Annotated in this window: 12 protein-coding genes; 11 read left to right on the top strand and 1 reads right to left on the bottom strand. The window is 47.1% G+C overall.

All coding sequences use genetic code 11. From position 1 onward, the window contains the following. Positions 1–5 precede the first annotated feature (5 nt). The 11 genes from GVJ32_RS12315 (at position 6) to GVJ32_RS12265 (ending at position 11896) form a co-directional block, all read left to right on the top strand. A complete protein-coding gene (locus tag GVJ32_RS12315) occupies positions 6–476 on the top strand; it encodes a F0F1 ATP synthase subunit B (RefSeq protein WP_103685053.1) in 471 nt (156 codons plus the stop codon). Positions 477–488: 12 nt separating this feature from the next. Beyond that, positions 489–1025, top strand: coding sequence for a F0F1 ATP synthase subunit delta (locus GVJ32_RS12310; protein ID WP_159240405.1), 537 nt, complete (start codon positions 489–491; stop codon positions 1023–1025). Between the two features lie 31 nt (positions 1026–1056). Further along, positions 1057–2601: a F0F1 ATP synthase subunit alpha gene (atpA, locus tag GVJ32_RS12305; protein ID WP_159240404.1), complete on the top strand. Its 1545-nt coding sequence runs from the start codon at positions 1057–1059 to the stop codon at positions 2599–2601. Positions 2602–2652: 51 nt separating this feature from the next. Beyond that, on the top strand, positions 2653–3519 hold the full coding sequence (gene atpG / locus GVJ32_RS12300) for a F0F1 ATP synthase subunit gamma (RefSeq protein WP_159240403.1): 867 nt from the start codon (positions 2653–2655) through the stop codon (positions 3517–3519). A gap of 57 nt (positions 3520–3576) precedes the next feature. Beyond that, on the top strand, positions 3577–4974 hold the full coding sequence (atpD, locus tag GVJ32_RS12295; protein WP_159240402.1) for a F0F1 ATP synthase subunit beta: 1398 nt from the start codon (positions 3577–3579) through the stop codon (positions 4972–4974). A gap of 38 nt (positions 4975–5012) precedes the next feature. Next, positions 5013–5438: a F0F1 ATP synthase subunit epsilon gene (locus GVJ32_RS12290; protein ID WP_103685058.1), complete on the top strand. Its 426-nt coding sequence runs from the start codon at positions 5013–5015 to the stop codon at positions 5436–5438. Between the two features lie 116 nt (positions 5439–5554). Further along, positions 5555–6925: a bifunctional UDP-N-acetylglucosamine diphosphorylase/glucosamine-1-phosphate N-acetyltransferase GlmU gene (gene glmU / locus GVJ32_RS12285; RefSeq protein ID WP_200841413.1), complete on the top strand. Its 1371-nt coding sequence runs from the start codon at positions 5555–5557 to the stop codon at positions 6923–6925. A 32-nt stretch (positions 6926–6957) separates the two neighbouring features. Then, on the top strand, positions 6958–8787 hold the full coding sequence (gene glmS, locus GVJ32_RS12280) for a glutamine--fructose-6-phosphate transaminase (isomerizing) (RefSeq protein ID WP_159240401.1): 1830 nt from the start codon (positions 6958–6960) through the stop codon (positions 8785–8787). Positions 8788–8949: 162 nt separating this feature from the next. Further along, positions 8950–10614, top strand: coding sequence for an MFS transporter (locus GVJ32_RS12275; protein ID WP_159240400.1), 1665 nt, complete (start codon positions 8950–8952; stop codon positions 10612–10614). Positions 10615–10694: 80 nt separating this feature from the next. Beyond that, positions 10695–11594 (top strand): DMT family transporter, encoded by a 900-nt coding sequence (locus GVJ32_RS12270; RefSeq protein WP_286187616.1) that lies wholly within the window; start codon positions 10695–10697, stop codon positions 11592–11594. Then, a complete protein-coding gene (locus GVJ32_RS12265) occupies positions 11591–11896 on the top strand; it encodes a YkgJ family cysteine cluster protein (RefSeq protein ID WP_159240399.1) in 306 nt (101 codons plus the stop codon). The genes GVJ32_RS12270 and GVJ32_RS12265 overlap by 4 nt, the downstream gene beginning before the upstream one ends. Here GVJ32_RS12265 and GVJ32_RS12260 read toward each other — a convergent pair. Then, positions 11875–12492 (bottom strand): TPM domain-containing protein, encoded by a 618-nt coding sequence (locus tag GVJ32_RS12260; protein ID WP_159240398.1) that lies wholly within the window; start codon positions 12490–12492, stop codon positions 11875–11877. The two genes, GVJ32_RS12265 and GVJ32_RS12260, sit on opposite strands and share 22 nt — an antisense overlap. Positions 12493–12509 lie beyond the last annotated feature (17 nt).

Raw genomic sequence — 12509 nt, 5'->3', positions numbered from 1 at the left:
TCGGCGTGAATATTAATCTCACACTGATTGGACAATCGATCAGCTTTCTGTTCTTTGTGTGGTTCTCGTACAAGTTTGTATGGGGTTACATTCGCACAGCGATGGATGAGCGTGAAAAGCAAATCGCTGATGGTCTGGATGCTGCGGATCGCGCGGGTCGCGACCTTGAGTTAGCTCAAGAAAAAGCGACCAAGCAATTACGCGAAGCGAAAGCAGAAGCGGCAACTATTATTGATGCTGCTAATAAGCGCGCTAGCCAGATCGTTGAAGAAGCGAAAGACGTAGCACGAACTGAAGGCGAACGCCTGAAAGCTGCTGCTGAGGCACAGATTGAGCAAGACGTGAACCGCGCTAAAGAACAGCTGCGCTCACAAGTTGCCAAGCTTGCTTTGGTTGGCGCTGAAAAAGTGCTTGAAGCATCTATCGATGAGTCTGTTCATAAAGACATGGTCGACAAGCTGGCCGCAAGCCTTTAAGCGAGGTTGATCATGGCGGAATTAAGCACAACAGCTAGACCCTATGCCAAAGCGGCTTTTGAGCACGCTTTGGCAGCATCGACGTTGGGTGAATGGTCTGCAATGCTGGTAACAGCTGCAGCAGTATCTCAGCAACCGGAAGTAATGAAGTTTTTAAGCTCTCCGGCGATGACAACCGCACAGCAAGCACAAATGTTTATCGACGTATGTGCCGATACATTTAATGCTGGCGGCGAAAATTTCATCAAGATTCTCGCAGAGAATAAGCGCTTGGGTTTACTCCCTACAATTAGCGAACTGTTTGACGCGCAAAAGGCCATCCAAGAACGTACAGTGGATGTCGAACTGACAACAGCGTTCGCGCTGGATTCAGAGTCTGAGAAACGTCTTGCTGAAGTTTTAGGCAAAAAATTGGCACGCGAAGTTCACGTTCACACGACTATCGATCCTTTGTTATTGGGCGGTGTAATTGTGAAAGCAGGTGACTTGGTAATAGATGGCTCGGTGCGCGGTCGCTTAGCGAAACTCGCTGAAGCAATAAATTCCTGAGCGTTTAGAGAATAGGATTGAGGAACAGAGCATGCAGCAACTGAATCCATCCGAGATTAGCGATATTATCAAACAGCGCATCGACAAATTAGATGTGTCTGCTCAAGCCCAGAATGAGGGCACGGTAGTATCCGTATCTGACGGTATCGTACGTATCCACGGTTTAACCGAGGTGATGTACGGTGAAATGATCGAGTTTGAAGGTGGCCGTTTCGGTATGGCCCTTAACCTTGAGCGCGATTCTGTAGGTGCCGTAGTATTAGGTGACTATCTTGGAATTGCCGAAGGTCAAACCTGCAAATGTACAGGTCGTATCTTAGAAGTACCGGTTGGTCCGGAATTACTTGGTCGCGTTGTTGACGCACTGGGTAACCCGATCGACGGTAAAGGGCCTATCAACGCAAAATTAACCGATGCAATTGAGAAAGTTGCTCCCGGCGTAATTTGGCGTAAGTCGGTAGACCAGCCAGTGCAGATCGGCCTTAAAGCCGTTGATGCCATGGTGCCAATTGGTCGCGGTCAGCGCGAACTGATTATCGGTGACCGTCAAATCGGTAAAACTGCCATTGCTATCGATGCCATCATTAATCAGAAGTCTTCTGGTATTAAATGTGTGTACGTCGCAATCGGTCAGAAAGCATCTTCTATCGCCGCTGTTGTGCGTAAATTAGAAGAGCACGGCGCAATGGATCACACCGTTGTTGTTGCTGCTACCGCATCTGATCCAGCATCTATGCAGTTCATCGCACCGTTCACTGGCTGTACTATTGGTGAGTACTACCGTGATCGCGGCGAAGACGCACTGATCATATATGATGATTTGACTAAGCAGGCTTGGGCCTACCGTCAAATCTCTCTGTTGTTACGTCGTCCACCGGGTCGTGAAGCGTACCCCGGCGACGTATTCTACCTCCACTCTCGTCTACTTGAACGCGCAGCCCGCGTTTCAGAAGATTATGTAGAGAAATTCACCAACGGTGAAGTGAAAGGTAAAACAGGTTCATTAACGGCTCTGCCTGTTATCGAAACCCAAGCGGGTGACGTATCGGCTTTCGTACCGACCAACGTTATCTCTATCACCGATGGTCAGATCTTTGTTGAAACAGATATGTTCAACTCAGGTATACGCCCAGCGATGAACGCCGGTATTTCGGTATCGCGGGTTGGTGGTGCAGCGCAGACCAAGATCATCAAGAAATTGTCTGGTGGTATTCGTACCGCACTGGCTCAGTACCGTGAATTGGCGGCGTTCTCGCAGTTCGCATCTGACCTTGATGAAGCGACTAAAGCTCAGCTTTCACAAGGTGAGCGCGTTACCGAACTGATGAAGCAGAAGCAATATAGCCCCCTCAGCATTGCTGAAATGGGTCTGTCTTTGTACTGCGCCAACGAAGGTCATCTGAAAAACGTTGAAGTTGCTAAGATTCTCGATTTTGAATCTGCAATTCTGTCTTTCGCCAACAGCGATTACGCTGCAGTAATGAAAGAGATCAACGACAGCGGTAACTGGAACGCAGAACTGGAAGGCAAGTTCAAAGAACTCGTTGAAAAGTTCAAGGCAACTCAGACTTGGTAAGACGTTAAGCTGCGCGCAAGCGCAGCTTTTCTGCTTGAGGATTGTTGAATCATGGCAGGTGCAAAAGAGATACGCACCCAGATATCCAGCATCAAGAGCACGCAAAAAATCACTAGCGCCATGGAAATGGTTGCGGCGAGTAAAATGCGTAGAGCTCAAGATCGCATGGAATTGGGTAAACCCTACGCTCGGCGCATGCGCGCTGTGGTGGGTCATATCGCCAATGCAAATCCAGAGTACCGTCATCAGTATATGACTGAGCGGGAAGTTAAACGCGTCGGCTATGTCATTGTCTCTACTGATCGCGGCTTGTGCGGTGGTTTGAATACTAATGTATTCAAAAAAGCCATCAAATCAATGCAAGCTTGGTCAGAGCAGAACGTAGAAATTGATTTGTGTTTAATCGGCAGCAAAGCCGGCGCATTCTTCAAGAGCTATGGCGGCAACGTAGTTGCGGCGGCAAAAGACATGGGCGAAGCACCCAGCGTTGCTGATTTGATTGGCAGTGTAAAAGTTATGCTCGACGCTTACGGAGAAGGTAAAATAGACCGCTTGTATCTGGTCGGTAATGAGTTTGTGAACACCATGACTCAAAGCCCATTTGTAAGCCAGTTATTGCCTTTAGAAGCAGAGCAAGACGACAGCTTAAAACATCACTGGGATTATATTTACGAGCCCAGCCCTGAAGAATTACTGGAAGGCTTATTGACTCGCTATGTTGAGTCACAGGTTTACCAGACAGTGGTTGAGAACGGTGCTTGTGAACAGGCTGCACGAATGATCGCGATGAAGAACGCGACTGACAATGCCGGCGATATTATCGACGGTCTGCAGCTGGTTTATAACAAGGCCCGTCAGGCAGCGATTACCCAGGAACTGTCGGAAATCGTGAGTGGTGCAGCGGCGGTAGCGTCGTAAGTAATTTCATCACTGAAACAGAATTTGATTATTTAAGGTTTTGAAGAGGAACCGGACATGAGTAGCGGACGTATCGTACAAGTTATCGGCGCCGTTATCGACGTGGAATTTCCACGCGATGCGGTACCACAGGTCTATGATGCACTGTTGGTTACTGACAGCGGCCTGACCCTGGAAGTGCAACAGCAATTAGGAGACGGCGTAGTTCGCACCATCGCCCTCGGTTCTTCTGAAGGATTGCGTCGTGGTCTAGACGTTAGCAACACCAAAGAAAAGATCATGGTACCCGTAGGTATTGAAACCCTAGGTCGAATCATGGATGTACTCGGTAATCCTATCGATGAGTGCGGCCCTATCGGTGAAAAAGAGCGTATGCCTATTCACCGTAAAGCACCTGCTTACGAAGAATTGGCCGCGTCGTCTGATTTGCTAGAAACAGGTATTAAAGTAATTGACTTGGTCTGCCCATTTGCTAAGGGCGGTAAGGTTGGTCTATTCGGTGGTGCGGGTGTTGGTAAAACCGTAAACATGATGGAATTGATCAACAACATCGCAACCGAGCACAGCGGTTTGTCAGTATTCGCTGGTGTTGGTGAGCGTACTCGTGAAGGTAACGACTTCTACCACGAGATGCAGGAAGCTGGCGTTGTAAACGTTAAAGACTTCAGCAAATCTAAAGTGGCCATGGTTTACGGTCAGATGAACGAGCCACCGGGTAACCGTCTGCGCGTTGCATTGACAGGTTTGACCATGGCTGAAAAATTCCGTGACGAAGGCCGTGACGTACTGTTGTTCGTTGACAACATCTACCGTTACACCTTGGCCGGTACCGAAGTATCTGCACTGTTGGGCCGTATGCCATCAGCGGTAGGTTACCAGCCAACTCTGGCAGAAGAGATGGGTGTTCTTCAGGAACGTATCACCTCTACTAAGACTGGCTCTATCACGTCTATCCAAGCGGTATACGTACCTGCGGATGACTTGACTGACCCGTCGCCAGCAACCACCTTTGCTCACTTAGACTCAACAGTTGTACTGAGCCGTGATATCGCCGCTAAAGGTATTTACCCTGCGGTAGATCCATTAGACTCGACTTCTCGCCAGTTGGATCCACTGATCATCGGTACAGAGCACTATGAAGTTGCTCGTGGTGTACAGAACGTACTTCAGCGTTATAAAGAACTGAAAGACATTATCGCCATTCTCGGTATGGACGAATTGTCTGAAGAAGACAAAACGACTGTTGAGCGTGCACGTAAAATTGAACGTTTCTTGTCACAACCATTCCATGTTGCTGAAATCTTCACCGGTAGCCCAGGTAAGTACGTGTCTTTGAAAGACACTATTGCTGGCTTTAGCGGTATTCTGAACGGTGATTACGATCATCTTCCAGAACAGGCTTTCTACATGGTTGGCACTATCGACGAAGCAATCGAGAAAGCGGCTAAACTGTAAGCTCGCGCAAGCGAGCTTTACGCCTGAGAGGCTAAAATATGGCTATGACTATTCATTGTGACATCGTGAGTGCAGAAGCAGAGTTGTTCTCTGGTCGTGCCAAGCTGATTGTTGCAAACGGTACTCAGGGTGACCTGGGTGTGACCTATGGTCACGCGCCGTTGCTAACATCCTTGGAACCGGGTCCCGTACGTATCGTACAAGACAACGGCGAAGAGATTATTTTCTATGTGTCTGGCGGTTTTCTGGAAGTACAACCCAATGTGGTGAGTATTCTTGCAGATACGGCTATGCGTGCTGGCGACCTCGACGAGGCAGCGGCACTAGAGGCGCAGAAACACGCTCAACAAGCGATGTTGAACCAAAGCGCAGATGTTGACTACTCGCGTGCAGCAGCACAGTTAGCAGCAGCATCAGCTCAGCTTCGGACTTTACAGCAAATTCGTAAGTCACTGAGTAAATAATACGGTTTTACCGTATTAGGAAAAGGGCGGCTCTGGCCGCCCTTTTTTGTTTCCGTTACTATCCCTCGTTATATTCTCTGATCGGTAAAATACGCCTAACAGCTAAAGGTTTAATAATGACACTAGACGTAGTGATTCTGGCCGCGGGTCAGGGAAGCCGAATGCGCTCCAATCTTCCAAAAGTACTGCATGAAGTTGCGGGAAAAAGCATGCTTCTTCACGTGGTTGAGCGTGCTGAAAAAATAGGCGCTGATACCACCCATATCGTGATCGGTCACGGCGCGGATTTGGTAAAAGAAAGTCTCGCAGAAAAAAACATAAAATGGGCGCTGCAAGCCGAGCAAAAAGGCACGGGCCATGCTGTTGCCCAAGCACTTACGGCAATATCTGACGACAGCCGAGTTCTAATTCTTTATGGCGACGTACCTTTAATTTCATCCGAAACCCTTGAATCTCTATTGGGTACTGCCTGCGCAGACACCTTGGCACTTCTGACTGTTTGCTTAGACGATCCCACCGGCTATGGTCGTATTATTCGCGACGGGAATAATAATGTTACGGCAATTGTTGAACAAAAAGATGCAACGGCAGATCAGCTGTTAGTAAATGAAGTAAACACCGGAATTATGTCTGTCACTGCTAAAAAGCTAAAACAATGGTTGCCGCGGTTGAAGTCTAATAATGCACAGGGCGAATATTACTTAACCGATATTGTCGCTATGGCTGTTGCTGACAGCGTTGCGATAAAAGTATGTCACGCCGCTTACCCAATGGAAGTGCAGGGCGCTAATACCCGCTCCCAATTACAGTTGCTTGAACGCTTTCATCAAGCTCAGCTCGCTGAAGACTTAATGAGTAAGGGAGCTACATTAGCTGATGCAACGCGGCTTGATATTCGCGGCAATCTACAAACGGGTGAAGATGTTTATATCGATGTTAACTGTGTATTTGAGGGCGACGTTAGCTTAGGTGACGGTGTAAGCATTGGTCCGAATTGCCATATTATTGATTCGCATATAGCGTCGCACTGCGAAGTTAAATCTAACTCCGTAATTGAAGGTGCCCACTTAGCAGAATATTGCACAATAGGCCCTTTTGCGCGCCTAAGACCGGGAACGGTATTGGCGGAAGAAGTTAAAATTGGCAATTTCGTTGAAACAAAAAAGGCGAATATTGGCCACGGAAGCAAAGTGAGTCATCTAAGTTATATTGGCGATGCAGAAATCGGGCGCGATGTGAACGTCGGTGCGGGAACCATTACCTGCAATTACGACGGTGTAAATAAATTTAAAACAACATTAGCAGACAACACCTTTGTAGGATCAAATACTTCACTAGTTGCACCCGTTACAGTTGGTAAGGGCGCAACAATTGGCGCCGGATCAATCATTACCGGAAATATTGCCGATGGGGAATTAGCGGTTGCCCGAGCCAAACAGCGTAATATCAGTGGATGGAAGCGGCCAGAAAAAAAGCCCCGCGACTAACTACAAAAACTGAATTAATAAAGGAAAGGCACATGTGTGGCATTGTGGGTGCAGTAGCACAACGCGAAGTATCTGGGATATTACTAGAAGGTTTACGTCGTCTGGAATATCGCGGCTACGATTCTGCTGGCATGGCAATTATCGACGCCGACACAAAAATTCATAATCGTAAGCGTGTGGGCAAAGTTGAAAAACTGGCAGAGGAATTGTCTGCAAGCCCGCTGCGTGGTCGTGTTGGAATTGCACATACGCGCTGGGCTACACACGGCCAACCATCCGAAGAAAATGCTCATCCGCATATTTCTGGTGATATTGCCTTGGTTCACAATGGCATTATTGAAAATCACGCTGAGCTTAGAGTTCGTCTAAAAAAATTAGGCTATGAATTTTTATCACAAACCGATACTGAAACCATAGTTCATTTAATTCATCACTACTTTCAAGACCAGAAGAACCTCATCGCTGCGTTAAAAATGGCCATTGCAGATTTAGATGGCGCCTATGGTCTAGCGGTGATTCATTCCGCAGAGCCAGAAAAAATTATCTGTGCACGCAAAGGCAGCCCGCTCGTTATAGGCATTGGTATTGGTGAAAACTTTATTGCCTCTGACCAATTAGCATTACGCCAAGTTACCGACCGCTTTGTGTATTTAGAAGAAGGTGATATTGCTGAAATAACGCCAGATAATTACACCATTTTAGACGCAGCGTATGCGCCAGTATCCAGAGATATAACTCAAATCGACGCGGCAGCAGAATCGGTAGACAAAGGCCACTACCGACATTTCATGCTCAAAGAAATTTACGAGCAACCCTCCGTTATTCGTCGTTCATTAGCAGGGCGCTTGGGCAGTAAAAAAATTCTTATTGAAGCAATGGGTTCCCGTGCCGGACAAATCATAAAAGATATTTCGTCGGTGCAAATTGTGGCTTGCGGGACGAGTTACCACGCAGGGATGGTGGCGAAATACTGGATAGAGGGCTTAGCCGGTGTCCCCTGCCGTGTAGAGGTGGCGAGTGAGTTTCGTTACCGAAAATTTAAAGTTCAAGATAATACCTTATTCGTTACCATCTCACAGTCAGGCGAAACAGCAGACACACTTGCCGCACTTAGACTCGCAAAAACCTTGGGTTACTCAGCCTCACTTGCTGTGTGTAATGTTGCGCAAAGCTCCTTGGTGAGAGAGTCAGATTTATATTTAATGACAGAGGCCGGCCCCGAAATTGGTGTAGCGTCTACCAAAGCATTTACAACACAGCTCACAGCATTATTGTTTTTAACTGTAGCACTTGGTCGTCACCATGATATGAGTGAAGAGCAAGAAGAAGAAATCGTCAAAGCTCTAAATGCCTTGCCAGATCTATTGGATGAAACATTAGAATTAAATTTGGCAATTAAAGAAATGTCTAATGCCTTTGCAGAAAAGCACCATGCGCTGTTTTTGGGTCGCGGCGCGCAATGGCCGGTGGCAATGGAAGGCGCATTAAAACTAAAAGAAATTTCTTATATTCACGCCGAAAGCTATCCAGCCGGAGAACTCAAACACGGACCGCTGGCTTTGGTCGATGCTGATATGCCAGTAATCGCCGTAGCGCCAAACGATGAATTATTAGAAAAATTAAAATCAAATTTAGAAGAAGTACAAGCCCGTGGCGGGCAATTATTTGTATTCTGCGACAAAGCCGCGGGATTCAAAAAAGCGAAAGGTATCAGCATAATAGAATTACCACACGTAAACGATGTTATCGCACCTATTATTTATACTATCCCGCTGCAATTATTGTCTTATCACGTTGCAATATTGAAAGGCACAGATGTTGATCAACCTCGTAATTTGGCTAAGTCTGTTACGGTAGAATAGAAAATAACGCACTAACTATACCGCGACATAAAAAATGATATGTGATGTAGGTCGAGTTTTACAATTTAGAAAATCTTTCGTGCATGAAATGTCTATATAGAAACTAGTTAGCATTTTATACAATGACCCGAACTAAGAACGTTATTGATTAACGGAGAAATAATGGCAACGTCAGGGAACGATAATAATAATGACGCTATTTTTTCTCCTTTGCGCCACGCCTTGTTTCGTAATATGTGGTTCAGTAACACGATTTCCAATGCTGGCGGGCTGATTCAGAGCGTCGCAGCCGCCTGGATTATGACCAGTATTTCGACCGCCGATCACGTCGCCTTAGTACAAACAGCAACCTTTCTACCGATGGCCTTGTTCGCATTACCGGCCGGCGCCATTGCGGATATTTATGACCGCCGCAAGGTGCAAATCACTTTCTTTATGCTGTCATTGATTGCCGCCGTCATTATGGCTTTGGTATCGATACTGGGTTTAATTACACCCTGGGTTTTACTCGGCCTATGCTTTTTGGTGGGTACGGGCGGCGCCTTGGCGGCGCCGGCGCGGGGAGCGTCCATCGCAGAACAAGTTCCCAAAGAGCTGCTATCTCAAGCGGTGGCGTTAAATAATATTAGCTACAATTTGGCGCGCAGCGTGGGGCCGGCAATTGGCGGGCTTATTGTCGTTAGCTTTGGTGCAACTGTCGCCTTTGCTATTAATGCAATTTCTTTTGTGCCAATGCTGGAATCCTTGCGGAGATGGAAGAGAGAGACCGAGGTTTCTCGCTTACCTGCTGAGGGCTTGTTGCGCTCCATCAATTCCGGTGTGCGCTATGTAATGAATATGCAGCCAGTGCGTCGTGCTATCGGGCGCGCATTTGTTCTATGTTTTATCGGTGCGTCACTACCATCTCTGATGCCCTTGATCGCCCACGACTTGCTACAAGGTAATGCCGGTACATTCGGCCTGTTGTTGGGTTCATTTGGCATTGGTGCGGTGTGCGGCATTTTTGTACTTCACCCTATGCGCAAGAAAATCGGCAACGAGAACACCTTAAGAGTGTGTACGGTGATCGTCGCTGCAAGCTTAGTGGCTTTGGCTGCGAGTACTAGCGTTGCCTTGGATTTTATCATTTTGATGGTCGCAGGTATGGCGTGGATGATGATCACGACGTCTATCAGTGTTCTGGTTCAGTTGTTTGTGCCGCGATGGGTGATGGGCCGCGCGATAGCGACGTCAAGTGCGTCGATTACGTTGGGTGTGGCGATAGGTTCTTGGGTGTGGGGCCTTATTGCCAAAGATCACGGGGTGGTGATGGCCTTTCAGATTTCCGCTATCGCGCTCATTGTGTCACTGCTATTAGGGTTTTTTCTTCCGGTTGCAGATCGGACGACCTCTACCGAGTTAGATGAACAAGTCTTAGACGACCCTGATGTCACCTTGGGTATAAGCGGCCGCAGTGGCCCGATCAGTATTGAGTTGCAGTACCAAATTCCAGAGGACAAGGCCCGGGATTTTTATAGACTAATGCGCGACCAGCAGAAAGTTCGGTCTCGTAATGGCGCATACGCGTGGTCGTTATCTCGTAATATCGCTGACCCACAATGCTGGTCTGAGCGATTTAGCTGCCCAACATGGAACGACTACTTACGCTTGCGCAACCGAAGAACCGTCGAAGATAGTAATCTGCAGCGGCAAGCGGCTAAAATGCACATCGGCATTGAGCCGATTAAAGTGTTGCGTTGGCTTGATCGCCCGGCAGGTTCAGTCCGCTGGAGTGACGACGCACCTGACCGTGGCGATGATGCCCTAAAGCTAGAAATACACTCTTAGCCCGCGACGATCTATTTTTTCCCAAGCATCTCGTCTTTTAGAGAAACACGGAGTTCATTATTCTTAAAATTCGGCGCGTATTGAGTAATCCTATTGTACTGCTTACGTGTGTCGCATTATTTTGGGGTGGCAATGCGGTAGCCGGTAAATTGGCGGTGGGGCATGTTTCGCCGATGCTATTAACGGCGCTGAGGTGGCTATTTGCGGTTATATTTATTGCACCTTTTGCGCTGGCGAATGTCCGTGAACAATGGCCAATTATTCGCAAAAATATGGTTATGCTATTTTTGTTTGGTGCTTTTGGTTTTGCCGGGTTCAATGCGCTTTTTTACTATGCCTTGAATTACACCACAGCGATTAACGTTACCATCGAACAATCAATTATGCCCCTGATTGTATTTTTCGGTAATTTTTTATTATTTAAATTAAGACCGACACCGCTGCAATTGATTGGCTTTTCTCTGACTCTGTTTGGCGTGGCAATAACGGTTTCTAATGGGGATTTGGCAAGTTTACTTTTGCTGAATTTAAATCGTGGTGACGCATTAATGCTCATGGCTGCGCTGCTCTATGGTGGCTACACCGTTATGCTAAGGTACAAGCCGCCGTTGCATTGGCGAGCTATGATATTCGTGTTAGCGGTGTCTGCTTTATTGTCTTCACTGCCGTTGGCCTATGTTGAATATCATACGGGCAATATGATATTGCCTGATATTCAAGGGCTTGGCGTTATTTTATACATCGCTATTTTTCCATCACTCCTTGCCCAGTCGCTGTATATTCGTGGCGTAGAAATGGTGGGTGGTAATCGAGCTAATTTATTTATTAATTTAGTCCCCGTGTTTGGTTCAATTTTAGCGGTTTTAATACTGGGTGAGGTGCTTCATACCTATCATATATTTGCGTTAGCTTTCGTTGTCGCTGGCATTTTATTAGCTGAACGCAGCGCGATCATTCAGTCGAAGGCCACAGCTAAATGAAAATTGCAGCAACGTTGGTTGAAGACAGCAATATAAGCTGCGCTAGCTGCAAAGCCTCTTGCTGCCGCTTAGAGGTGATGTTGATCAGTGAGACAGGTGTTCCGGAGCAGTTTATAAAAAGAGATGAGTGGGGCGGTGAAGTGATGGCGCGTTTGGAAGATGGCTGGTGCGCGGCACTAGACCGCGACACCATGCTTTGTACTATCTATGAAAACAGACCGTTTATTTGCGGTGATTTTGCTACCGGTTCATTTGAATGTTTAGATGAGTATGAGCCGCGCTACTCTAAAATAATAAGATGATTCGGCAGCTCGTTTTTTTCTCCGCTGGCAGGTAATTGCCGTTGTAGCTCTTCACCACAGGATTTTATACATTCTAAAAATCCCTGTGCAGTTTCGTCCTTGGCAACCCTTGCGGTAAATTGGCTAACGATAGTCTCCCAATAGACGTCGGGAATCTTTGCAGAAATACCGCGATCAACCAAAATCTCGACATAGCGCTCGGCTTCAGAAACAAAAATTAGCATGCCCGTTTCACCGTGAGTGTGGTGTAGGTTCTGCTCTAAAAATTGTCGTCTTGCCAAATTGCTGGCGCGCCAGTGCCGCACCGCGCGCGGAATTAATCGTGTTTGAATTTTGGGTGCGCGAAATACGACGGCTAGAATTATAAAACCTGCCCACTGACTTAAAATAAGCTGGTGTATATCCTGCCATTGGCCGAAATAATTTACTGCGCCGGGCAGTAGCAGAGCCAATACACTGGCCCATAGTAAAGGGATGTAAGTGTAGTCATCTGCCTGACGAGCCAGTACCGTGACTAATTCGGCATCAGTTAAGCGTTCGACATTGCTAATGGTCTCTGCGACCTGCGACTGTTCCTGTTGGTTTAATAAAGCCATAAATTACTCTGTGTTTT

It is taken from the genome of Zhongshania aliphaticivorans, from assembly GCF_902705855.1.
In the GTDB taxonomy this organism is placed as follows: Bacteria; Pseudomonadota; Gammaproteobacteria; order Pseudomonadales; family Spongiibacteraceae; genus Spongiibacter; species Spongiibacter aliphaticivorans_B.
Note: the sequence above shows the minus strand (reverse complement) of the source record. Positions and strands in the feature narration are given on the sequence as shown.

What these genes read in the sequence shown, in the direction of transcription:
- GVJ32_RS12260 (WP_159240398.1), bottom strand. Translation starts at nt 12,492, where the DNA reads ATGGCTTTATTAAACCAACAGGAACAGTCGCAGGTCGCAGAGACCATT.
- glmS (WP_159240401.1), top strand. Translation starts at nt 6,958, where the DNA reads ATGTGTGGCATTGTGGGTGCAGTAGCACAACGCGAAGTATCTGGGATA.
- GVJ32_RS12310 (WP_159240405.1), top strand. Translation starts at nt 489, where the DNA reads ATGGCGGAATTAAGCACAACAGCTAGACCCTATGCCAAAGCGGCTTTT.
- glmU (WP_200841413.1), top strand. Translation starts at nt 5,555, where the DNA reads ATGACACTAGACGTAGTGATTCTGGCCGCGGGTCAGGGAAGCCGAATG.
- atpD (WP_159240402.1), top strand. Translation starts at nt 3,577, where the DNA reads ATGAGTAGCGGACGTATCGTACAAGTTATCGGCGCCGTTATCGACGTG.
- GVJ32_RS12290 (WP_103685058.1), top strand. Translation starts at nt 5,013, where the DNA reads ATGGCTATGACTATTCATTGTGACATCGTGAGTGCAGAAGCAGAGTTG.
- atpA (WP_159240404.1), top strand. Translation starts at nt 1,057, where the DNA reads ATGCAGCAACTGAATCCATCCGAGATTAGCGATATTATCAAACAGCGC.
- GVJ32_RS12275 (WP_159240400.1), top strand. Translation starts at nt 8,950, where the DNA reads ATGGCAACGTCAGGGAACGATAATAATAATGACGCTATTTTTTCTCCT.
- GVJ32_RS12265 (WP_159240399.1), top strand. Translation starts at nt 11,591, where the DNA reads ATGAAAATTGCAGCAACGTTGGTTGAAGACAGCAATATAAGCTGCGCT.
- atpG (WP_159240403.1), top strand. Translation starts at nt 2,653, where the DNA reads ATGGCAGGTGCAAAAGAGATACGCACCCAGATATCCAGCATCAAGAGC.